Below are 20,820 nucleotides of genomic sequence, written 5' to 3'. Positions count from 1 at the left end.
GATGACTCCTTTCAGGCGCGGCATGCGAAGGCGTTGACGGCATCGGCCGCGAGCGGCGCGTCGGCGCGCGTTTCGAACCAGAAGCGGCGCAACAGGTTTTGCGCCGTCTGCATTCGGTAGGAACTGGAGGCGCGCATGTCCGACAGCGGCGCGAAGTCTTGCGCCAGCATGTCCATCGCCACACGCAGATTGGCCTCGTTCCAGCGCAGTCCCATCAGAGAAGCTTCGGCGCGCGGCGCGCGGCGCGGCGTTGCGGCCATGCCGCCGAAAGCGATGCGGGCGTCGACGACCACCTCGCCATCGAGCTTGAACGCGAACGCGGCACAAACGGCGGAGATATCCTGGTCGAAGCGCTTGGCCAATTTATAGGTGCGGAATTCGATGCCGGCGCGCGGCAACGGCACGCGCACGGCGACGACGAATTCGTCCGGCCGCATATCCTTTTTCTGATAGTCGAGGTAGAACGCCTCCAGCGGCAACACCCGCTGGCCGGACGCGCTTTGCAGAACGACTTCGCTGCCGAGCGCGATCATCCACGGCATCGAATCTCCGATCGGCGAGCCGTTGGCGACATTGCCTCCCAGCGTTCCAGCGTTACGAATCGGCAGCGAGGCAAAGCGCTGGCGCATCTCGCTCAATTGGGACGGATAGAGTTCGGCCAAGGCCCGATACGCGTCGTCGAGCGATACGCCGGCGCCTATTTCCAGCATGCCGTCCTTTTCGCCCATGGTTTGTAGCGCCGCGACGTGACCGAGATAGATGATGTCGCCCAGCTCGCGCATCTGCTTGGTGACCCACAGGCCGATGTCGGTGGAACCGGCCAGCAGCGTCGCCTTCGGATGCGCGGCGCGCAGCGCCACCAGTTCGTCCAGAGTGCGCGGCGCGTGGAAGGTCTGGCCATGCGCGGTGTAGCTGGCGCCCTCGTCGCGGCGCAAGCCGCGCAATTGCTGCGCCAGGGCTTCGCGGTCGAAACCGACTTTCGGCAGCTGCGTCATGCGGTGCGCGGCGTCGATGATGGGACGGTAGCCGGTGCAGCGGCACAGGTTACCGGACAGGCAGTCGTCGATTTCCTTGCGCTGCGCCGGCTGGCCGTTTTTATCCAGGTACATGCCCCACAGGGACATGACGAAACCGGGCGTACAGAAGCCGCATTGCGAACCGTGACATTCGACCATCGCCTGCTGCACCGGATGCAGGGTGCCGTCGGCCTGCTGCAAATCTTCGACGGTGAACAGCGCCTTGCCGTCAAGGGTGGGCGCGAACTGGATGCAGGAATTCACGGACTTCATCTCCAATTGGCCGCCGGCGTTCAAGCTGCCGATGACGACCGTGCAGGCGCCACAATCGCCCTCGGCGCAGCCTTCCTTGCTGCCGGTGCAATGCAAGTCCTCACGCAGGTGCTGAAGCACGGTGCGCGTCGGCGCGGCGTTGGTGATCTCCTGGACAGCGCCACGGAAGTAAAAACGAATCGGTTCGGACATCGTGGTCTCAATCTACGAATGGGTGTGTGGCGCGCCAGTGGTCGGCGATATCGATGCGGCGCGTGATCCAGACCTTGTCGTGCCCCTGCACGTAGTCGAGGAAGCGCGCCAGCGACGCCGCCCGCGCCGGGCGGCCGGCGATGCGGCAGTGCAGGCCGATCGACAGCATCTTCGGCTGGTTCAAGCCATTCGGATCGCCTTCCGCGTACAGCACGTCGAAGGCGTCCTTCAGATAGTCGAAGAACTGCGTGCCGGAGTTGAAGCCCTGCGCGGCGGCGAAGCGCATGTCGTTGGTGTCGAGCGTGTACGGCACGATCAGCTGCGGCGCCGTCGCGGCCTTGCCTGCGGCGTCGGTGTAATCGACCTTTTGCCAGAACGGCAAGTCGTCGCCGTAGTGGTCGGAGTCGTAACGGAAGCCGCCGTGCTCCATCACCAGCCGGCGCGTGTTGGGCGAATCGCGGCCCGTGTACCAGCCTTGCGGCGCGGCGCCGGTCAGTTCACGGATGATATCGACCGCCTCCTTCATGTGGGCGCGCTCGGTGGCCTCGTCCATGTTTTGATAGGTGATCCAGCGCAGCCCGTGGCAAGCGATTTCGTGGCCCAGCGACTGGAACGCCGCCACCGCCTCCGGATGCCGCTTGAGCGCCATCGACACGCCGAACACCGTCAGCGGCAGCTTGCGCTCCTCGAACATGCGCAGCAAACGCCACAAACCGGCCCGCGAGCCGTACTCGTACAGCGATTCCATGCTCATGTGGCGGTTGCTGAACGAGGCGGCGCCGATGATCTCGGACAGGAATGTTTCCGATCCGGCATCACCGTGCAGCACGTTGTTCTCGCCGCCCTCCTCGTAGTTGAGCACGAACTGGAGGGCCACCCGGGCCTGGTTGGGCCATTGGGCGTGGGGCGGTTTCGGCCCGTAGCCGATCATGTCGCGCGGATAGTTGTCGTAAGTGGTCATGGGCGCTGGCAAGTCGATGGGGAATATATCTGTAATCATATATGCGTAGGCCGCCGTCGGTATATGATTTGTACGATAGATACTTATGACGTACACATATAGGACAGACCATGGGCAAGCTGAGCACGCACGTTCTCGACATCACGCAGGGCAAGCCGGGGGCCGGCGTCAAGGTGGCGCTGTACGCCGTCGGCGCGCAGGGTCGCACCTTGATCAAGACCGATGTCACCAATGCCGACGGCCGCTGTTCGGCGCCGCTGCTGGAGGGCGAGACGATGAAAGCGGGGAAATATGAGCTGGTTTTCAGCGCCGGGGATTATTTCGCCGCGCAGGGGGTGGAACTCCCGGAGCCGCGTTTCATCGACGAGGTGACGATCGCCTTCGGCGTGGCCGGCGCGGAGCAGAATTATCATGTGCCGCTGGTGGTGTCGCCTTGGGCGTATTCGACGTATCGCGGGAGTTGAGGATAAATGGTACGTGTATCCGCGACGGACCACAGGTTGTGTAATCGCCCGCAGCTTGTTCGCCGGCGGGAACTCCCCTAAGATGCGCACACCATGACCGAATCCCATTCCGCCCTCGAAGCGTCCTTCCTGCAACAAGCCGTCGAACTCCACCAGCAAGGCCGCCTCCAACCGGCGCAGGCGCTGTACCGCCAGGTCCTCGAGCTCAATCCCCGCCAGTTCGACGCGCTGCATCTGCTGGGCGTGATCGCCCGCCAGCAGGGCGACGCGACTACGGCCATCGCGCTGATCTCGCAAGCCATCGAAATCGACGGCCAGCAGGCCAAGGCCCACGCCAACCTGGGCGCCGCGCTGCTCGACGCCGGACGCGCCGACGAAGCGCTGGCCAGCCACGAACGCGCCATCGCCCTGCTGCCCGACTACGCCATGGCCTGGAGTAATCGGGGCAACGCGCTGCGCAAGCTTGGCCGGCTCGACGACGCGCTGCTCAGCTACCAACGCGCGATCGAGATCCAACCGAATTACGCCGAGGCGCACTGCAACCGCGCCATCGTGCTGCAGGACCAGGCCCGCTATCTGGAGGCGCTGGGCGCGGCGGAAGACGCGTTAAACATCAAGGACCGCCACGCCGATGCCTGGTTCGCGCGCGGAAACGCGCTGCACTGCCTGCGCCAGCTGCCGGACGCGGTGGAAAGCTTCGACCGCGCCATCCATCTGCGTCCGCAATGGGCGGAGGCTTACAGCGCGCAGGGCTCGAGCCTGTTCAAGCTGGGCGAATTCGAGGCGGCGCTGGACAGCTACGACCGCGCGATCAAACTGAAGCCGGACCACGCGCTGGCGCACTACCATCGCGGCAACGCCCTCCGCTCGCTGGCGCGCAACGACGAGGCGATCGCCGCCTACCGCGCCGCGCTGGCCCATGGCGACAATCCGGAAACCATCGCCTTCGCCTTGGCGTCGCTCGGCGTGGGCGAGACGCCGGCGGTGCTGCCGGCCGAATACGTGCGCTCGCTGTTCGACCAATACGCCAACCACTTCGACGAGCATCTGGTGCAGGTGCTTGACTACCAGACCCCGGCCTATCTGGACGCGATGCTCCGCCGCGTGGCCCCGGAGGCCGATCTGGACACGCTGGACATCGGCTGCGGCACCGGCCTGTGCGCCCCGTATCTCAAGGCCTATTCGCGCCGCCTCGACGGCGTCGACCTGTCGCAACAGATGCTTGACAAGGCGGCCCAACGCGGCGGCTACGATACGCTGGCCTGCGCCGATCTGCTGAGCTATCTGGACGGCTACGCCGACCAATGGAACCTCGCGGTCGCCGCCGATGTTTTCGTCTACATCGGCGACCTGAAACCGGTGTTCGAGCGCGTGCACCGCGCGCTAAGACCTGGCGGGCGCTTCTGCTTCTCCGTCGAAGCCGGCGACGATGCCGACTTCACCTTGCGTCCCACCAACCGCTACGCCCACACGCTGGCCTATCTCGAACGCCTGGCGAGGGAGACGGGTTTCGAGCTGCTGGCTGCCGAGCCGCTTGCAGCCCGCCAGGAGAACGGCGCGACCATCGCCGGTCACGCCGTGATGCTGCGCGCCTAAGGTCAGCGCAAAATCTTCTAAATCACGTAGGGCGGATTAGGCGGAACGCCGTAATCGGCCATGCATGAGCCGCAAGCAGCGCAAGCATGGCCGATTACGCTTCTCTAATCCGCCCTACGAGAATCGAAGGCGCATCGACGTCTTCACGACGACATGCCGACGTCCCGTTCACTTGCTGTAGTCCATGATCAGCCGCGTCAACAGGTACAGGCGCGGCGCGATGCTGTCGACTTCGATATATTCCTCCGGCGTGTGGATGCCGCCGCCGACGATGCCCAAGCCGTCGATGGTCGGCACGCCGGCCGCCGCGATCAAGCTCGAATCGGCCGCGCCGCCGCTGCCTTCCAAGGTCAGCTTCTTGCCCAACTCGCCGTAGATGGCCTGCGCGCGCGCCGCCATGCCGTCGGTCGCCGCGTTTTGCGGCATCGGCGGGAAGCCACGGCGCAGCTTCGCGCTCACCTGCGTGTCGGGGATCAGCTTGTTGGCGGAGATGCGCGCCATGTCCTTCTCCACCCGGTCGAACTCCTCCGCCACCGCCACCCGCACGTCGGCCTCGGCGTGCGCGGCGTCCGGTATGACGTTGCTGCGCTCACCCGCCTTGATCACCGTGAAGTTGACCGTGGTCTGCTTGCCGGCGTCGCCCAGTTTGCTCAATTGCAGCACCTGGTGCGCCACCTCCATGGCGGCGTTGCGCCCCGCGTCCGGCGCCACGCCGGCGTGCGCCGCCTTGCCCTTGACGTCCAGCTCGATGCCGCCGCTGCCCTTGCGCCAGATCACCAGGCCATCGGCCGGACGGCCCGGCTCCAGGTTGAAGGCCACATCGTGTTCACGCGCCTGCTTGTCGATCAGCGCAAGCGTGCCGGCCGAACCGGTTTCCTCGTTGGTGTTGAGGATCAGGGTGACCTTGGCGTATTCGTCGAACCTGGCCTCGCGCAGCAGCTTCATCGCATACAGCGCCATGACGATGCCACCCTTGTCGTCCATGATGCCGGGGCCGTAGGCGCGCTTGCCATCGACGCGGAACGGCCGCGCGGCGGCGGTGCCGTCGCCGAACACGGTATCCATATGCGCCACCAGCAGGATGCGGCCCTTGCCCTTGCCGGTCCAGGTGGCGACGATGTTGCTCGACTTGGCCGGCGACGCCGGCAGCACTTCGATGCGCGCGCCGAGCTTCTTCAACTCCTCCCGCGCGATCGCGCCGACCTTGTCCAGCCCCGCTTCGTTGTAGGTGCCCGAGTCGATGTTGACCAGCCGCTCGAGCAGCGCCAGCGCCTCAGGCTGTGCCTTTTCGGCCTGCGCCAGCAACGCCTTGTTGAGTGGCGCGGCTTGTGCCGCCGCGCCGCCCAACCCCAACATCAAGCCAAGCAAAACAAAGTTCTTACGCATGATCGACGACCCTTATCGTTGTATGGAGGTAGGCTCCATAGTAACGCCTCGTCAACGATCACGCACCTCAGCCACGCGGACCCAGCACCTGGCTGAATTGCTGCTTCTCCTCGGCCGAGGCGCCCGGGCGTTTGACGGCAGTGGTCAATGCCGCGCGCAGGTTGGGCGTGAGCTCGACGTCGCCGCTGGTCACCGAGCTCAATGTCTCCCGCACCAAATCGCCGGAGACGCCCTTCGACAGTTGCGTAATGGCGATGTTGGACGCCTCCCCTGGCGAACTCAAGCGGTAAAGCTTCTGCACCGCCAGCGCCCGCACGATGTCGCTGCCCGGGCTTTCCGCCACCTGGTTCAAGAGCTGGACGGCGTCGCTGCGAAGATTGGCGGTATCGCCACTCTTCTGCTCCGCGAGCGTGCCGATGAAATTGAGCCGCGCGACGGCGGTTCGATCATCGGATTTTGTCCCCACCTTCAAATCGGCCAATGCACGGACTATCACCTCCTGCGGCGCCCGGCCCGGCAAGTTAAAGTACGTCTCGTACATCTCCCCGAACTTGCTCTCGCTCTTGCTGTCCCAGATGGCGTTCGCCTCTTGCAACACGATGCTGCGGCCAGCCGGCGACGCGACCAGCAGCGACCTGATCATGTCGCGCTCCATGGCCTGTTCGGCCGGCATGTTGTGATAAAACTGTTCCACGGCCTTGCCGACGCCGGGATCGCTTTCGATCGAAGCCAGCAGCCGGGCCTGGAGTTCCTCGACCTCTTGCGACGACAGGTTTTCCCGCTTCTGGATCTTGTCGAGGAAACCCCGCAGACTGGCGGACGCCTCATCCGCAGTGTATGGCTTGACGGCTCCGGCATCGGCGGAGTCTGAGCCGGGCGCCCCCTGGACGGCGCCCGCCACGGCGGACATAGTCGAGGACGCATCGGAGGCCGTCGGTGCATGCGCCAACAAAGCGCTAAACCCGTCGACATGCGGCGCTTCAGCCGGGTCGGCCCGATGATCGCTGCGGGAAACGAAGTAAGCCCCCGCCGCGATCAAGAGACAGCCGCCGATGACTGCCGCCGCAGCCACGCGGGGCGATGAAAAATGTATATTGAAAGGCATTGCGGCGGCGCCCTTAGATTTTGTCGTACTGGCAGCTGCTGCCACGCCACTCGGGCAAATAGCCCTCGGTGGTGTAGGCGCCGCCCACGTAGGTGCAACGCCAGCTCGGACCGCCCATCCAGTCGGAACGCCAGCCGGCCGGGCAGCTCGACCTCAGCGTGAGGTAGTTTTCTCCGCCCAGCACGCGCATTTTCCCCCGGCGCTCGCTGAAGTTGATGACCGCGCGGCCCTTGTAGCCCACATTGGGGCTGCAGGTGACGGTCTCGCTTCGAATATTGCAGGCCGTCCAGGAATGGTTGGCCGAGGCGTTGATCTCCATGCCACCGATCTTGGTCGGGATGGCCCATTTGGCGCCGATGTTAAAACCGGTTGTTCTGCACTGGGAATGACCGGTCGTCAACGCCACGGTACCGCAGCCACCGCCCTTATTGCTGAAGCAATAGTGCCAATCCGAGCCGTCCAGGTAGTAACCATGCTGGTCCTTACCGATCCAACCCCAGAACTGGGTATTGAGTGTTTGTGCGCCGGCCAGGCCGCTGTAGGCGGCCATCAAAACAAATAACAAGGCTATCTTTATGGATTTCATCATGGGTTCCCGAATAAGGTTTGTACTGTGAGGCATGGCGAAACAACCACGCGCAGCTTACAAATCTTTTGTGACGGCATTGTTACGGCATGAAACTAGTCCAACTTGCACCTGACTCATCCATGCCTTAAAATTCCAAGCTGATAACGCTCTGGGCCTGCAGCTGCACGGCGACCAGTTTTCCAGACTCTTTACGGTGACAATTGCATACCGTGCCCTTATGGGTGCAACTTCTTGCACTCGCCCTCCTGATCTTGTGCTCGGCCTTTTTCGCCATGGCCGAAACCGCCCTGATGGCGGCCAACCGCTATCGCCTGCGCCACGAGGCCAAGCGCGGCAGCCGCGCCGCGATCACCACGCTGTGGCTGCTCGACCGCACCGATAAGCTGCTGTCGCTGATCCTCATCGCCAACACGCTGGTCAACGCCATGGCCACCGCGCTGGTGACGTCGATCGCCATCGAATACTTCGGCCACGACGACAACGTCATCATCATCTCGACCGGCGTGGTGGCGTTCCTGCTGATCGTGTTCGCCGAGATCTCGCCGAAGATGATCGGCGCCACCTATCCGGAGCGCATCGCGCTGCCCACCAGCGTCGTGCTGCGGCCACTGATGGCGCTGTTCAAGCCGGTGATCTGGTTCGTCAACCTGTTCGTCACCCAGGTGCTGCGACTGTTCCGCACCAAGGCCGGCGCCCACCTGCAGGACGCGCGCGTGTCGCCCGAGGAGCTGCGCTCGATCGTGCTCGAGGGCGGCAACTTCATCCCGCAAAAGCACAAGAGCATCCTGCTCAACCTGTTCGACCTGGAAACCATCGTCGTCGAGGACATCATGACGCCGCGCTCGCAGATCGAGGCGCTGGACCTGGAACAGTCGGTCGAGGAGATCAAGCGCGAGCTGACCACCTGCTACCACAACAAGCTGCCCGTCTACGAGGGCGAGATCAACCGCATCGTCGGCATCCTGCACGTGCGCAAGGCGGTGGCGCTGCTGAACCAGGAGGAGGAGCTGACGGTCGAGCACTTCCGCGCGCTGCTGACCACGCCCTACTTCATCCCGCAGGACACCGGCGTCTTCACGCAACTGCAGTACTTCCAGGAACGCAAGGAGCGCCTGGGCATCATCGTCGACGAGTACGGCGAGGTGCAGGGCCTCGTCACGCTGGACGACATCATCGAGGAAATGATCGGCGAATTCACCACCTCGATGCCGGGCGACGCCCGCGCCGACAGCTTCGCCTGGAACGAGCAGGGCGAGTGCCTGCTGGAGGGCGCCACGGCGCTGCGCGACGTCAACAAGCGCCTGGGCCTGAACTTCCCGCTCGACGGCCCCAAAACGCTGAACGGCATGCTGCTGGAATTGTTGCAAGAAATTCCAGAGGCGCCCATCAGTATCAAAATCGGCAACTGCATCATCGAGGTGATCCAGGCGCATGATCAATCCATCAAAGTCGTCAAATTGATACGTCCCGGCACCAAACGCGGTGTCTGATTGCTAAGCCCACGTGGCGAACGCAACACCCGGGCGTACAATCGTTTCTTGGCAGCGACAAACGGCTTTACAAATTTAATGCTCAAGAGCATGATTCTTTGATCGCCCGTCCCCTATCAAGATAGATGCTTCTATGGCAGCAGTCCTACCCAACGCCGCGCCAGGCGCCCAGATGCCGGGGTTGGCGCGCGCATTGCTGCAAGCCGGAAGGCTCTCCGCGATCCAGGCCGAGGCGCTGCAAAAAAAATCCGTGCAGGACAAGCTGGCCTTCATCGACGTGCTGCTGTCGAGCGGCGTGATCGACGCCCGCGCCCTCGCCTCCTTTTGCGCCGAAACGTTCGCCTATCCGCTGATGGACGTGGCCGCGCTCAACATCGACGCGCTGCCCGCCAAGGCCATCGACAACAAGCTGATGCAGGCCCAGCGCGTCATCGCCCTGGCCAAGCGCGGCAACAAGATGTCGGTGGCCATTTCCGATCCGACCAATCTGCAGGCGCTCGACCAGATCAAGTTCCAGACCGAGTCCACGGTCGAGCCCGTCATCGTGCCGCACGACGCGCTGCTGCAGCTGCTCGCCCGGCTCAACAAGACCAGCGAGCAAAGCATCGCCGACCTGGCCGGCGACGAGTCCGACATCCAGTTCGCCGAGGAGGAAAGCGCGGCGGCGGCGGTGGCGGCGGCCGAGTCTGCGCCCAACGACGTCGAGGACGCGCCGGTGGTGCGCTTCCTCAACAAGATGCTGATGGACGCGGTCAACATGGGCGCGTCGGACTTGCACTTCGAACCGTTCGAGAAATTCTACCGGGTGCGTTTCCGCGTCGACGGCGTGCTGATGGAGCACGCCCAGCCGCCGATCTCGATCAAGGACAAGCTGGTCTCGCGCATCAAGGTGCTCGCCAAGCTCGACATCTCGGAAAAGCGCGTGCCGCAGGACGGGCGCATGCGCCTGATCGTCTCGCCCACCAAGACCATCGACCTGCGCATCTCGACCCTGCCGACCCTGTTCGGCGAGAAGACCGTCATGCGTATCCTCGACGCCACGCAGGCGCAGATGGGCATCGACGCGCTCGGCTACGACCCGGACCAGAAGGAACTGCTGCTCGACGCCATCCAGCGTCCCTACGGCATGGTGCTGGTGACCGGCCCGACCGGCTCGGGCAAGACGGTGTCGCTGTACACGTGCCTGAACGTCATCAACAAGCCCGGCATCAACATCTCCACCGCCGAGGACCCGGCCGAGATCAACCTGCCGGGCGTGAACCAGGTCAACGTCAACGACAAGGCCGGCTTGACCTTCCCGGTGGCGCTGAAGTCCTTCCTGCGCCAGGACCCGGACATCATCATGGTCGGCGAGATCCGCGACCTGGAGACGGCCGACATCGCCATCAAGGCGGCGCAGACCGGCCACATGGTGTTCTCGACGCTGCACACCAACGACGCGCCGTCGACCCTGACGCGGCTGATGAACATGGGCGTGGCGCCGTTCAACATCGCCTCGTCGGTGATTTTGATCACGGCGCAGCGGCTGGCGCGGCGCCTGTGCATCTGCAAGCAGCCGGTCGAAATCTCGCACGACCTGCTGCTCAAGGCCGGCTTCAAGCAGCATGAGCTCGACGGCAGCTGGAAGCCCTACGGCCCGGTCGGCTGCGAGCGTTGCAACGGCGGCGGCTACAAGGGCCGGGTCGGCATCTACCAGATCATGCCGATCACGCCGGCCATCGAAAGTATCATCCTCGCGCACGGCAACTCGATGGAAATCGCCGCCAAGTCCGAAGAGGAAGGCGTGAAGTCGCTGCGGCAGTCGGGGCTGGTAAAGGTCAAGAACGGCCTGACCAGCCTGGAAGAAGTGCTCGGCTGTACCAACGAATAAGCGGGAAGGACAACGATCATGGCGACTTCGGGCAACGCGGGCAACCAGGTCAAGGAACTGATCTTCGCCTGGGAGGGCAAGGACAAGACCGGCAAGACGGTGCGCGGCGAGATGCGCGCCGGCGGCGAGGCCGTGGTCAACGTCACCCTGCGCCGTCAGGGCATCATGGTCACCAAGGTCAAGAAGAAGGCCTACCGCAGCGGCAAGCGCATCACCGACAAGGACATCTCGCTGTTCACGCGCCAGCTGGCGACGATGATGAAGGCTGGCGTGCCGCTGCTGCAATCGTTCGACATCGTCGGCAAGGGCCACTCGAATCCATCCGTGTCCAAGCTGGTGATGGACCTGCGCGCCGACATCGAGACCGGCACCAGCCTGAACCAGGCATTCCGCAAGTTCCCGCTATACTTCGACCCGCTGTTCTGCAACTTGGTGGGCGCCGGCGAACAGGCCGGCATCCTGGAGGACCTGCTGACGCGGCTGGCGATCTACAAGGAAAAGACGCTGGCCATGAAGGCCAAGATCAAGTCGGCGCTGATGTACCCGGTGTCCATCCTCGCGGTGGCGTTCGTCGTCACGGCGGTGATCATGATCTGGGTGGTGCCTGCGTTCAAGGAGGTGTTCGCCAGCTTCGGCGCCAACCTGCCGGCGCCGACCCTGTTCGTGATGGCGCTGTCGGAGTTCTTCGTATCATGGTGGCACGTGATTTTCTTCACCGTCGGCATGGGGCTGTATCTGTTCTTCCGGGCATGGCAGCGTTCGCTGCAAATGCAGCGCTTCATGGACAAGCTGCTGCTCAAGCTGCCGGTGTTTGGCGAGGTCATCCGTAAAGCCACGATCGCCCGCTGGACCCGCACCTTGGCGACGATGTTCGCCGCCGGCGTGCCGCTGGTCGAATCGCTCGACTCGGTCGGCGGCGCGGCGGGCAACGCGGTGTACCTGGACGCCACGCGCAGGATCCAGAACGAGGTCAGCACCGGCACCAGCCTGACGGTGGCGATGCAGAACGCCGAGGTGTTTCCCAACATGGTCACGCAGATGGTCGCCATCGGCGAGGAATCGGGCTCGCTCGACGCCATGCTGGGCAAGGTGGCCGACTTCTACGAAGAGGAAGTGGACGAGGCCGTGGCATCGTTGTCGAGCTTGATGGAGCCGGCGATCATGGTGATCCTGGGCGTGCTGATCGGCGGGCTGGTGGTGGCGATGTATCTGCCGATATTCAAGCTGGGGTCGGTGGTTTAAGGAGTATCAGCTCAGGCTTGGGTTGGCGCACGGCGCCAGCGTGCGCTCCACGTTTGGAAAGTCTGTGGTTTAACGCCATCGGTCCGCGCCTTCTCGATCAGCGGTCCGAGGGTGTTTTTGACGAATTCCTCCATCGTCGTTCGCGGCGCGGGACGACCATCGCGAAAGGTAACACGTCCATCGTTAAGCGCAGCCAACGTGTCGCCATCATAGACCCACTGTCCGAGCGATCCGAACTTTTCACGGAATACCGTTTCGACCTCGCGATCGCTCCTGTCGATGAAGCGGTAATCCACGTCTCTACCGAGCGCCCGGCCGATAATCGCGGCGATCTCGGTCATCGTGTGATCGACGCCCAGTTCCTTGATGGACCGGTGCCGGTCACTCGGCGTGTCGAACTCCTTCGCCGCGAGATCCGCGATGTCCTGAATGGCAATCCAAGGAGTTTTGACGTTCGGGCCAAGCGACCAGCCGATTCCATCGTGCTGCGCGATCGAGTCGACCCACGCAAACAGGTTCTCCATGAACCAGCCACCCTGCAGGTGCACCAGATTGATGTCGCGTAGTCTGTCGAGTATCTGATCCAGGATATAGAAGGACTGGAAATGGCCGGTGTTCCCGCTGACCTCGGATCCCATGCCGGTCAGGCTCACCGCAAATTTCACCGGGGAATCTCGAAGTGCGTCGAAAAACCGAAGCGCTACCTTCGGGTAGTGCCCGTGAAAGTCCTCCGACCCCCAAATGGTTTTGACCATCAGGAACGCAGCGTCAGCGTCTTCGAAGAACTTGTTAAGCTCACCAGCACCTGTATCGAAGCTGCCAAGGAACGGTTCCGCTCCTTTCGCGACTAGTGCATCGAGGGCGGGCCCTCCTCTTGAAAGAGCTTTGACTGAATGCCCTTTGGCCAAGAGATTTTCGGTAAGTTTGGCACCGATCCTGCCGGTCGCGCCAACCACGGCTATACGCATGATTACTCTCCTAGGGTTGCTGAACCCACATCCTAGAAGGTTGCGGTCGCGATTAAAAGTGGAGATAATGCCAAATGATCTCTAAATTAGGCCAAGCTCCGAGTCTGCTGCCTCCTTGCAGTACCGCTATCGATCTAAGCCTCTCGCATGGAACAGCGATGGCAGTCAGGATGGACTTCGCCGACTATGAAGCGGAGGGGCTGGAGCACCAGCATCGGCAGGGGCAACTGATCTTTGCACTACACGGCGCAGTCACCTGCAGAGCGAAAAATAGGGTCTGGATCGCTCCACCCGACTGCGGCGTGTGGATTCCCGGTGGCGTTCCTCACAGCAATGAGGTCACGCCCAATGCTCAGCTGACCTTCCTGTTTGTCGAGCCCGGCGCCGCCGCGCTTCCGACCGAATGCTGCACGCTGTCAGTATCGCCGATGCTGCGGGAGATGATGCTCCGGATAGCGGAACTATCAGGTAGTGATGCGCGCGATGCGCATGCCGATCGCCTCGTTCGGGTCATGCTCGATGAGCTCGCATTGATGCCCCGCGAGGGGCTGGAGCTGCACATATCCGACCATCCAAAGATCGCCTTGATTGCTGCCGCTCTTTTGGCAGACCCAAGCGACCGCCGTACCCTCGGCCAATGGGCCAAGCATGTTGCCGTCAGTGAGCGGTCGTTGAAAAGGCTGATGGTTCAACAGACAGGATTGAGCTTCGGCCGTTGGCGGCGCCAGCTATATCTAGTCATCGCCCTGCGGGAACTTGCCGGCGGTGCAACAGTCCAGCAAGTGGCCGGCGACTTGGGGTACGAATCCACGACGGCCTTCATCATCATGTTCAGGAAGGCACTTGGGAGCACGCCATCGCGCTATTTCGCCGATAGGCTTTTGGGCATCGAACGCGCGTGAGACGTTTTCCATCCGAACTACGGGTGCGGGCAATACGAAGCAACTTTCTGCCAATCGCCGGAAGCGGTCTGTCGGCACGACCGCCTACTTCATGACTAGCGCCGTGGCACCGATAAGCCAGCCGAGAATGAAGCTGATGCCATAGCCTGCCAGTGGCACCGGGAAAGCGCCGTACAACCAGGCGAAGCCGGACACCAAAAAATATGCTGCCAATCCCGCAGCCGCCGGACGCTTGTCCACGTCATTCGCAAAAGCCAACGGGCTGAGGGAAGTTAGCAATAAACAGGTTCCGCCGAAGAAGGGCAGCATGGGTGAAACTTCTGCCGCCAGATGAAAAATGCCTTCGACATGAGGCACTGAATCGAGTGGATCTGGCCTGCCAGCGCAGATCAGTAAGGCAAGCAATGCTATTGGTACGATCACAATCAGCGACCTCAACCTGCGCTGGGCAACGGTCCACATCACGGCCGCAGCGATCAGGGCTGTCAACTGTGACATATCCGGTTGCCACGCCAGCATGGCCGCCGCCCCTAGCGCGGCAAGCGCGTATCCAGGCTGCCCGTTCCTGCGAATTCCGCGATCCATTAGCAGGATTGCAGAGGGCATGATGAGCGCAGCAACATTCAGTTGCACAGGCCCGACAGCGAGCCAGCGATGCACGCCCGCCTGATTGGGCCCGACCAATATGCTCAGTGCAAGCGCGGCGATCATCACTGTCGCCACCCACGCTGGCGGCATACGAAGCCTGCGGACTCCCGCACACAGCGCGACTGTTACGCACCACATCACCGGATTGCGCAGCCATAAGCTCGCCGCGCCGCCCGTGGCGGCAATCGCCATGGCGCCAGTCAGGACGGTAAGGCCGGAGAAAACCACAAACGCGACCTGAAAATGAAACGCGTGTTTGGACCATGCCCTTGGAGCTATTGATACATCCGACTGATAAAAAGAGGTCATATTTTTCGCACGCGAATGTCAGGTCTTTGCCGGTAGCGGCCCCTTCGAACCCCAGCTCGTCTGACAGCTCGTGTCAGAGGTATGCACAACCGTATCCACATTTACCCCAGGTGTCAAACATGCGCGAGCAGAAGCCTCGCGCGGATCATCCTCGCGATTCGGTGCGGCCCAGCCAAGCCGCGAGCCTTTGCCGCCAGTGCCCTCCCCGCTCGCCATGCGGCGGATAGCACACCTTGCCCGGCACCTTCAGAATCACCTCGGTGCCGCGCTCGGGCAAACTTAGCACCTCCACACCGCCGCCCATCCGCTCGGCCCGTTCGCGCATGCCGCTCAGGCCGCGATAGCCGGCTTCCGGCGCCAGCGCCGCATCGATGCCCTTGCCATCATCCCGAACGAATAGCGAAAAGAACTCGCAGCCGTACACCAGCTCGAGCTCGATATGACCAGCCTGCGCATGCTGAAACGCATTGAATAAGGCCTCGCGCCCGATCCGGTAAATCTCCTCGCCGAACTCGCCCTCCAGCGGCAGCGCCCGGCCGGTGACGATCATCCTGAACGGCGTCTTGAAATTGTCCCGCAGCGAGTGCCCAACCTGCGCGAACGCCTGGCTGACATTGTCCCCGTACACCAGCGGCGTGCGCAGCGCCAGTACCTGGTGGCGGCCGTCGGCCAGCACCTCGTCGGCCTGGTCGAGGATGGTTTCAATGGTGTCGCGCTCGGCGCTACCGTCGGCCAGCCGCTGGCCGACGCTCTGCACCCGCAGCAGCACGCCCTGCATGCTTTGCAGCAGCATGTCGTGCAGATCGAAGGCGACGCGCTCGCGCTCCTCCAGCTGCCTGAGCCGGGATTCGTAGCGGCGCGCGATGTTGCGCAGGCATATCCGGAATAACACGCCCAACAGCAAGCATTCCAGGATGACGCCCAACATCACAAATAATGGTGTCTGTATGAACAACAGCAAAAACGGCTCCATGCGACGTGGGGTTTATCGGTATTCCGATATTCGGTTCCCGCACATTGCCATCATTTCAATATCCTTCCCATATCCCCAACGAGGGAGGCGCCGCGCGGACCGTCCCGCGCCGCGTCCCCTGAAAAACGCCCCGCAATGTTGCCTTGATGCTTTAATATGGGCCTGTGACCACCTACCCGCCCGTTCAGGGCCGATGAACCCGTATGCTCGACTCGATGCCGCAATCGCCGCTGCTGTTCGCTCCCGCCGCCGACCTGGCCATCAGCCTCATCGCCGGCCTGTTCGGCCTGCTGATCGGCAGCTTCCTCAATGTCGTCATCCACCGCCTGCCGAAGATGATGCAGCGCGAATCGGACAACTATTGCGCCGTCGAGGCCGGCAAGCAGGAGGTTCACACCGAGCGCTACAACCTGATGGTGCCGCGCTCGGCCTGCCCCCATTGCCACCACCAGATCACCGCGATGGAGAACATCCCGGTCGTCAGCTATCTGGTCCTGCGCGGCAAATGCAGCAACTGCAAGGCGCCGATTTCGCCGCGCTACCCGGCCATCGAGTTGCTGACCGGCGTGCTGTCGGCGCTGGTGGTGTGGAAACTCGGCACCGGGTGGCAGGGCCTGGGCGGCCTGTTCTTCCTGTATTTCCTGGTCGCGCTGACCTTCATCGACGCCGACACCCAGCTGCTGCCCGACGACCTGACCTATCCGCTGATCTGGGCCGGCCTGCTGATCAACCTCAACGGCACCTACGTCTCGCTGCACGATGCGGTGGTCGGCGCGGCGGCCGGCTATCTGGCGCTGTGGACCATTTATTGGGTGTATAAACTGGTGCGTGGCCGCGAGGGCATGGGCTATGGCGACTTCAAGCTGCTGGCCGCGCTGGGCGCGTGGATGGGCTGGGCGACCCTGCCCGCCATCGTGCTGATGGCCTCGCTTGTCGGGGCGGTGGTGGGCATCGCGCTGATGGTGGCGAACCGGCGCGGCTTCGACTACCAGATCCCGTTCGGGCCGTATCTGGCCGCCGCCGGCCTGATCACCTTCCTGTACCGGGAGCCGCTGACCGCCTTCACCCGCGTCGTCTATCCTTACTATTAAAAGCAAAGCCACGGCATGAGCACCGCCCCCTTCTCCATCGGCCTGACCGGCGGCATCGGCAGCGGCAAGACCACGGTGGCCAATATGTTCGCCGAGCGCGGCGCCAGCATCGTCGACACCGACCTCATCGCCCACAGCCTGACCGCACCCGGCGGCCCGGCCATGCCGGCCATCATCGCCGAATTCGGCCCGGAGTTCGCCGACGCCGCCGGCGCGCTCGACCGCGCGCGCATGCGCCAACTGGTGTTCGCCGACACCGGCGCCAAGGCGCGCCTGGAAGCCATCCTCCATCCGCGCATCCGCGATGGCGCGCTGGCCGCCGGCGCGGCCGCGACCGGCAGCTATGTCATCTACGCGGTGCCGCTGCTGGTCGAGTCCGGCACTTGGCGATCCAGGGTGGCGCGCGTGCTGGTCATCGACTGCCGCGAGGAAGTGCAAATTGCCCGCGTGATGGCGCGTAACAATCTGCCGGAATCGCAGGTGCGGGCCATCATGGCGGCCCAGGCGAGCCGCGCGCAGCGGCTGGCCGCCGCCGACGATATTATCGAGAATAACGACGGAATCGCCGCCTTGAGGCCCCAAATCGACCGTTTACACGCCCTGTACATGAAAATTCGCTAGCATTTTCAAAAAGAACGGTAACAATACCTTCGCAACGTTTGTATTTTTGCTTGGCTTGCTTCAGAATCACGTGAATTCACCGCAGGTCCACAAATAGAGGGATGTTATTTTGATTGTCTACGAATATCCTTTCAACGAGCGCATCCGCACGTTGTTGCGATTAGAGGATCTGTACGAGAAATTCAAATTCTTTGTGCATCAGGAACACCCGATGCAGCATCACGTCGCCCTGTCGACGATCTTCGACATGCTGGAAGTGGCCGGCCGCGCCGACCTGAAATCCGACCTGCTGCAGGAACTGGAACGCCAGCGTCAAAGCCTGCTGGGCTACCGCATGAATCCCAATGTCCAGAGCGAAACCTTGGATGCCATCCTCGCCGAGCTCGACGGCGTGAGCAGCGCGCTGGTCGCGGCCCAGGGCAAGACCGGCCAGAACGTGCGCGACAACGAATGGCTGATGAGCATCCGCGGCCGCACCATCATTCCCGGCGGCGCCTGCGAATTCGATCTGCCGTCGTATTACGCCTGGCAAAAGCGTCCGGCCGAGCATCGCTTCAACGACATCGCCACCTGGTTCGCGCCGCTGGCGCCGCTGTTCGACGCGCTGGCGCTGGTGCTGCGCCTGCTGCGCGACTCCGGCGGCCCGGTCAAGATGATCGCCGTCGCCGGCAGCTATCAGCAAATGTTGCAGGGCAAGGTCTACCAGATGCTGCGTTTGACCCTGGACGAATCGCTGGGCGCGATCCCGGAGATCTCCGCCAACAAGTACATGCTGTGGGTGCGCTTCACCACCCAGGGCGGCGACCTGAAACCCAAGGCGCTGGAAGATGATGTACCATTCGAGCTCACACTCTGTAACTTCTAAAGAATTATCATGGCCACCGTAGTTGACTGCCCTACCTGCTCCGCCAAAGTGGAGTGGAAGGAAGAGAATAAGTATCGCCCGTTCTGTTCGGAACGCTGCAAACAGATCGATCTCGGCGCCTGGGCCGAGGAAAAGTACGCCATCCCGGCCGCGCCGCCGAAAGATCCGCTCGAGGAAGAGTGAGCTGATTAGTTGAACGCGATGGGCTGGAGCCCTACATGACCTTGACGGCCCTGCCGATGTAAAGAATCGGACCGGTCGGCCTGCCCGTCGGCGAGCCCGCTTCCGGCTCCAGCGTGATTTCAAACAACTGCCCGGCCTCGACCCGCGGCAGTTTGCCCAGCGCCACCTTCAGCGGCTGGTTCGGCGTCACCAATCCCAGCGATTCCGGCTTGCTCCAGTCCTTGCCCTTGGTCCAGAACTGCAGCGATTTCCGGCTCGGCACCGGCGTGCCTTCCAGCGGCGTCAGGGTCAGCTGATTGTTCAGGCTGGCCTGCACCACATAACCGGCGTTGCGCTCCTGCGGCGACACCAGCACCACCATGTAGGCGGGCTGCGCCGGGTCGGGACGCAGCAGCACGATGTTCGCCAGCACGAACGTGGCGACCATCGCCCCGCCCGCGAGCGCGCGCCACAGCCGCAAATCGTCCCACCAGCGGCGCCATCCGCCGGCGTCGGCCACCGCCTGCGGCCGCAGATTGCCGAGGATGCGCGGCCACAGCTTGGCGGACGGCTCGACCGGTTCGGCCAGCGCCGTCAACGGCAGCAGGCGGCGCTCCCACGCGTCCACTTCGGCGCGCAGCAGCGGCTCGTCTTGCATGCGGCGCTCCACCTGCAAGCGCGCCGCCAGCGGCAAGGTGCCCAGCACGTACTCGCCTGCCAGCTGCTGCAATTCCTCCAGTGATTCGTTCATCCCATGCACTCCCGCAATGCGGCCAAGCCGCGCTTGAGCCAGGCCTTGACCGTGCCCAGCGGCGCGTTCAGCCGCGTCGCGATTTCGCTGTGGCTGCAGCCGTCGACATAGGCGCAGACGATGCTGTTGCGCTTGGCGCTGTCGAGATGGCCGAGGCAATCGTTCAAGCGGCCCATGCTGGCCTGCAGTTCAAATTGTTCGGCCACGGTGTCGGTCCGGTCTTCCCGCAAGGCGTCGAGCGTGTCGGCCTCGGCATACACTTCCCGCTCGCGCGAGCGCAGCGTGTTGAGCGCCTGATGGCGCACGACGGTGAAAATCCAGCCGCGCGCGGCGCCGCGCTGCGGGTCGAAGCTGGCGGCCTTTTGCCAGATGCTGACGAACGCGTCGTGCAGCACGTCCTCGGCCACGTCGCGCCGGCGCACGATGCGCAGCGCCACGCCGAGCAGATGGCGGCCATCCTGTTCGTACAGGCGCTGCAAGGCACGCTGGTCGCCTTTGGCACAGGCGTGCAGCGCGGCGTCGTAGTCAAAACCGTCCGGGGCGTTCGGCATCAGCAGTCGGAAAAAAAAGGGTGGGCGCGGCCCGGCGGTGATCTGCTGAGTGTCGGCCGATTATAGCCGATCACATCCGAGCGCCCGCCGCCGGGCAACGAAATTACGCGGCTTTCCAGAAGATGTAGTCGGCCTGGTACTTCACCGTTTCCTTGGCGCCGAGGTTGGCGGCGCTGCAAGCACTGGCGGGCGCCACGCCGCCCTTGGTGGCGACGCGCTGGATGTAGGTGACGCCGGTCATGGCGCCGCTGCCCATGGCCGGGTTGGCCTTGACCAGCTGCGACGGAATATTGCCGGCGCCGGCCGGGGCGACCGCGACCTGGGTGGCGGTGACCTTGGAGCCGTCGTTGTGCTGCCAGGTGGCCGGCGGGCCGAAGTATTTGCCGGCGCTCATGCCGCTGCGGTCGCTCAAGACGGCGTCGGGGCCGACGAAGGTCCATTCGAACTGGCCGGCGGCGTCCTTCTTGGCCTTGCATTCGTAGGTGATGTCGCCGGCGCCGACGGTTTCGATGGCGACCTTGTTACCTGCTGGCACTTGCACGGCGGCGGGCAAAGCCTGTTGGTCGAAGGTCGGGGCGCTGGCGCAGGCGGACAGCAGGACGGCGGCGGCGAGGATGGCGGCGGAATGATGGATTTGCATGGCAGGCTCCTGGGTAGTAGTGAGAACCAGCGGGATTGTCCCGTTGATGTCAGTACTACACACCAGGGCCGAGTTTGGATGCAGCGGGATGCAAATATTTTTTTGCACCCTTTGCAGTTGATCCGTCCGGTAGACACGTAGGGCGGATTAGGCGG

General features: G+C 63.3%; 21 protein-coding genes. 10 read left to right on the top strand and 11 right to left on the bottom strand.

Annotation, left to right across the window (positions count from 1 at the left end; genetic code table 11):
• Window positions 1–11: 11 nt before the first annotated feature.
• Together xdhA and puuE are read right to left on the bottom strand one after the other, a co-directional pair.
• Window positions 12–1,481 carry a xanthine dehydrogenase small subunit gene (gene xdhA / locus MRBLMU1_RS12625; RefSeq protein ID WP_363501788.1) on the bottom strand — a complete coding sequence of 490 codons (1,470 nt, stop codon included), beginning with the start codon at window positions 1,479–1,481 and terminating at the stop codon, window positions 12–14.
• A gap of 7 nt (window positions 1,482–1,488) precedes the next feature.
• On the bottom strand, window positions 1,489–2,442 hold the full coding sequence (gene puuE / locus MRBLMU1_RS12620) for an allantoinase PuuE (RefSeq protein WP_363501786.1): 954 nt from the start codon (window positions 2,440–2,442) through the stop codon (window positions 1,489–1,491).
• A 110-nt stretch (window positions 2,443–2,552) separates the two neighbouring features.
• On the opposite strand from puuE, the gene uraH reads away from it, so the two are divergent.
• Both uraH and MRBLMU1_RS12610 read left to right on the top strand, forming a co-directional pair.
• Window positions 2,553–2,906, top strand: coding sequence for a hydroxyisourate hydrolase (gene uraH, locus MRBLMU1_RS12615; protein WP_363501784.1), 354 nt, complete (start codon window positions 2,553–2,555; stop codon window positions 2,904–2,906).
• A 93-nt stretch (window positions 2,907–2,999) separates the two neighbouring features.
• Window positions 3,000–4,502 (top strand): tetratricopeptide repeat protein, encoded by a 1,503-nt coding sequence (locus tag MRBLMU1_RS12610; protein ID WP_363501782.1) that lies wholly within the window; start codon window positions 3,000–3,002, stop codon window positions 4,500–4,502.
• 168 nt (window positions 4,503–4,670) lie between these two features.
• Here MRBLMU1_RS12610 and MRBLMU1_RS12605 read toward each other — a convergent pair whose 3' ends face one another.
• From MRBLMU1_RS12605 to MRBLMU1_RS12595, 3 genes are all read right to left on the bottom strand, one after another.
• On the bottom strand, window positions 4,671–5,888 hold the full coding sequence (locus tag MRBLMU1_RS12605) for a glutamate carboxypeptidase (RefSeq protein WP_414646068.1): 1,218 nt from the start codon (window positions 5,886–5,888) through the stop codon (window positions 4,671–4,673).
• A gap of 67 nt (window positions 5,889–5,955) precedes the next feature.
• Window positions 5,956–6,993, bottom strand: coding sequence for a hypothetical protein (locus MRBLMU1_RS12600; RefSeq protein WP_363501780.1), 1,038 nt, complete (start codon window positions 6,991–6,993; stop codon window positions 5,956–5,958).
• Window positions 6,994–7,006: 13 nt separating this feature from the next.
• Window positions 7,007–7,582: a hypothetical protein gene (locus MRBLMU1_RS12595; RefSeq protein ID WP_363501778.1), complete on the bottom strand. Its 576-nt coding sequence runs from the start codon at window positions 7,580–7,582 to the stop codon at window positions 7,007–7,009.
• A 200-nt stretch (window positions 7,583–7,782) separates the two neighbouring features.
• On the opposite strand from MRBLMU1_RS12595, the gene MRBLMU1_RS12590 reads away from it, so the two are divergent.
• The 3 genes from MRBLMU1_RS12590 to MRBLMU1_RS12580 all read left to right on the top strand — a co-directional run bounded on the left by MRBLMU1_RS12590 (window position 7,783) and on the right by MRBLMU1_RS12580 (window position 12,184).
• Window positions 7,783–9,072, top strand: a complete 1,290-nt coding sequence (locus tag MRBLMU1_RS12590) for an HlyC/CorC family transporter (RefSeq protein WP_363501776.1) — start codon at window positions 7,783–7,785, stop codon at window positions 9,070–9,072.
• A gap of 133 nt (window positions 9,073–9,205) precedes the next feature.
• Window positions 9,206–10,942: a type IV-A pilus assembly ATPase PilB gene (gene pilB / locus MRBLMU1_RS12585; RefSeq protein ID WP_363501774.1), complete on the top strand. Its 1,737-nt coding sequence runs from the start codon at window positions 9,206–9,208 to the stop codon at window positions 10,940–10,942.
• Between the two features lie 18 nt (window positions 10,943–10,960).
• Window positions 10,961–12,184 (top strand): type II secretion system F family protein, encoded by a 1,224-nt coding sequence (locus tag MRBLMU1_RS12580; RefSeq protein ID WP_363501772.1) that lies wholly within the window; start codon window positions 10,961–10,963, stop codon window positions 12,182–12,184.
• Between the two features lie 11 nt (window positions 12,185–12,195).
• Here the strand turns inward: MRBLMU1_RS12580 and MRBLMU1_RS12575 are convergent, their stop codons facing one another.
• The gene (locus tag MRBLMU1_RS12575; RefSeq protein ID WP_363501770.1) at window positions 12,196–13,152 is read right to left on the bottom strand and encodes an NmrA family NAD(P)-binding protein; all 957 of its coding nucleotides are present in this window, start codon (window positions 13,150–13,152) and stop codon (window positions 12,196–12,198) included.
• A gap of 170 nt (window positions 13,153–13,322) precedes the next feature.
• Between MRBLMU1_RS12575 and MRBLMU1_RS12570 the strand changes: the two genes are divergently transcribed.
• Window positions 13,323–14,054, top strand: coding sequence for an AraC family transcriptional regulator (locus MRBLMU1_RS12570; protein WP_363501768.1), 732 nt, complete (start codon window positions 13,323–13,325; stop codon window positions 14,052–14,054).
• 84 nt (window positions 14,055–14,138) lie between these two features.
• On the opposite strand, the gene MRBLMU1_RS12565 is transcribed toward MRBLMU1_RS12570, so the two are convergent.
• Together MRBLMU1_RS12565 and MRBLMU1_RS12560 are read right to left on the bottom strand one after the other, a co-directional pair.
• Window positions 14,139–15,011, bottom strand: a complete 873-nt coding sequence (locus MRBLMU1_RS12565; RefSeq protein ID WP_363501766.1) for a hypothetical protein — start codon at window positions 15,009–15,011, stop codon at window positions 14,139–14,141.
• A 145-nt stretch (window positions 15,012–15,156) separates the two neighbouring features.
• Window positions 15,157–15,972 (bottom strand): sensor histidine kinase, encoded by an 816-nt coding sequence (locus MRBLMU1_RS12560; protein WP_363501764.1) that lies wholly within the window; start codon window positions 15,970–15,972, stop codon window positions 15,157–15,159.
• Between the two features lie 227 nt (window positions 15,973–16,199).
• Here MRBLMU1_RS12560 and MRBLMU1_RS12555 point away from each other — a divergent pair, with 227 nt between their 5' ends.
• The 4 genes from MRBLMU1_RS12555 (at window position 16,200) to yacG (ending at window position 18,744) form a co-directional block, all read left to right on the top strand.
• Window positions 16,200–17,075 (top strand): prepilin peptidase, encoded by an 876-nt coding sequence (locus MRBLMU1_RS12555; protein ID WP_363502374.1) that lies wholly within the window; start codon window positions 16,200–16,202, stop codon window positions 17,073–17,075.
• A gap of 15 nt (window positions 17,076–17,090) precedes the next feature.
• The gene (gene coaE, locus MRBLMU1_RS12550; protein ID WP_363501762.1) at window positions 17,091–17,696 is read left to right on the top strand and encodes a dephospho-CoA kinase; all 606 of its coding nucleotides are present in this window, start codon (window positions 17,091–17,093) and stop codon (window positions 17,694–17,696) included.
• A 109-nt stretch (window positions 17,697–17,805) separates the two neighbouring features.
• The gene (zapD, locus tag MRBLMU1_RS12545; protein WP_363501760.1) at window positions 17,806–18,561 is read left to right on the top strand and encodes a cell division protein ZapD; all 756 of its coding nucleotides are present in this window, start codon (window positions 17,806–17,808) and stop codon (window positions 18,559–18,561) included.
• A gap of 9 nt (window positions 18,562–18,570) precedes the next feature.
• Entirely contained in the window at window positions 18,571–18,744 is a 174-nt protein-coding gene (gene yacG, locus MRBLMU1_RS12540) for a DNA gyrase inhibitor YacG (RefSeq protein ID WP_090316479.1), read from the top strand.
• Window positions 18,745–18,775: 31 nt separating this feature from the next.
• Here yacG and MRBLMU1_RS12535 read toward each other — a convergent pair whose 3' ends face one another.
• The 3 genes from MRBLMU1_RS12535 to MRBLMU1_RS12525 form a co-directional block, all read right to left on the bottom strand.
• Complete coding sequence (locus MRBLMU1_RS12535; RefSeq protein ID WP_363501757.1) at window positions 18,776–19,474, bottom strand: anti-sigma factor; 699 nt, start codon at window positions 19,472–19,474, stop codon at window positions 18,776–18,778.
• Window positions 19,471–20,025 (bottom strand): sigma-70 family RNA polymerase sigma factor, encoded by a 555-nt coding sequence (locus MRBLMU1_RS12530; RefSeq protein WP_363501755.1) that lies wholly within the window; start codon window positions 20,023–20,025, stop codon window positions 19,471–19,473. Before MRBLMU1_RS12530 ends, MRBLMU1_RS12535 begins: the two co-directional genes overlap by 4 nt.
• 103 nt (window positions 20,026–20,128) lie before the next feature.
• Window positions 20,129–20,665 carry a DUF3455 domain-containing protein gene (locus MRBLMU1_RS12525; RefSeq protein WP_363501753.1) on the bottom strand — a complete coding sequence of 179 codons (537 nt, stop codon included), beginning with the start codon at window positions 20,663–20,665 and terminating at the stop codon, window positions 20,129–20,131.
• Between the last annotated feature and the right edge of the window lie 155 nt (window positions 20,666–20,820).

It is taken from the genome of Burkholderia sp. LMU1-1-1.1, assembly GCF_040675865.1.
Taxonomy (GTDB): Bacteria; Pseudomonadota; Gammaproteobacteria; order Burkholderiales; family Burkholderiaceae_D; genus Rugamonas.
This window is presented reverse-complemented; position numbering and strand designations above follow the sequence as displayed.

Coding starts and splice junctions, on each gene's coding strand:
- xdhA (WP_363501788.1), bottom strand. CDS start 1,481: ATGTCCGAACCGATTCGTTTTTACTTCCGTGGCGCTGTCCAGGAGATC.
- puuE (WP_363501786.1), bottom strand. CDS start 2,442: ATGACCACTTACGACAACTATCCGCGCGACATGATCGGCTACGGGCCG.
- uraH (WP_363501784.1), top strand. CDS start 2,553: ATGGGCAAGCTGAGCACGCACGTTCTCGACATCACGCAGGGCAAGCCG.
- MRBLMU1_RS12610 (WP_363501782.1), top strand. CDS start 3,000: ATGACCGAATCCCATTCCGCCCTCGAAGCGTCCTTCCTGCAACAAGCC.
- MRBLMU1_RS12605 (WP_414646068.1), bottom strand. CDS start 5,888: ATGCGTAAGAACTTTGTTTTGCTTGGCTTGATGTTGGGGTTGGGCGGC.
- MRBLMU1_RS12600 (WP_363501780.1), bottom strand. CDS start 6,993: ATGCCTTTCAATATACATTTTTCATCGCCCCGCGTGGCTGCGGCGGCA.
- MRBLMU1_RS12595 (WP_363501778.1), bottom strand. CDS start 7,582: ATGATGAAATCCATAAAGATAGCCTTGTTATTTGTTTTGATGGCCGCC.
- pilB (WP_363501774.1), top strand. CDS start 9,206: ATGGCAGCAGTCCTACCCAACGCCGCGCCAGGCGCCCAGATGCCGGGG.
- MRBLMU1_RS12580 (WP_363501772.1), top strand. CDS start 10,961: ATGGCGACTTCGGGCAACGCGGGCAACCAGGTCAAGGAACTGATCTTC.
- MRBLMU1_RS12575 (WP_363501770.1), bottom strand. CDS start 13,152: ATGCGTATAGCCGTGGTTGGCGCGACCGGCAGGATCGGTGCCAAACTT.
- MRBLMU1_RS12570 (WP_363501768.1), top strand. CDS start 13,323: ATGGACTTCGCCGACTATGAAGCGGAGGGGCTGGAGCACCAGCATCGG.
- MRBLMU1_RS12565 (WP_363501766.1), bottom strand. CDS start 15,011: ATGACCTCTTTTTATCAGTCGGATGTATCAATAGCTCCAAGGGCATGG.
- MRBLMU1_RS12555 (WP_363502374.1), top strand. CDS start 16,200: ATGCCGCAATCGCCGCTGCTGTTCGCTCCCGCCGCCGACCTGGCCATC.
- coaE (WP_363501762.1), top strand. CDS start 17,091: ATGAGCACCGCCCCCTTCTCCATCGGCCTGACCGGCGGCATCGGCAGC.
- yacG (WP_090316479.1), top strand. CDS start 18,571: ATGGCCACCGTAGTTGACTGCCCTACCTGCTCCGCCAAAGTGGAGTGG.
- MRBLMU1_RS12535 (WP_363501757.1), bottom strand. CDS start 19,474: ATGAACGAATCACTGGAGGAATTGCAGCAGCTGGCAGGCGAGTACGTG.
- MRBLMU1_RS12530 (WP_363501755.1), bottom strand. CDS start 20,025: ATGCCGAACGCCCCGGACGGTTTTGACTACGACGCCGCGCTGCACGCC.
- MRBLMU1_RS12525 (WP_363501753.1), bottom strand. CDS start 20,665: ATGCAAATCCATCATTCCGCCGCCATCCTCGCCGCCGCCGTCCTGCTG.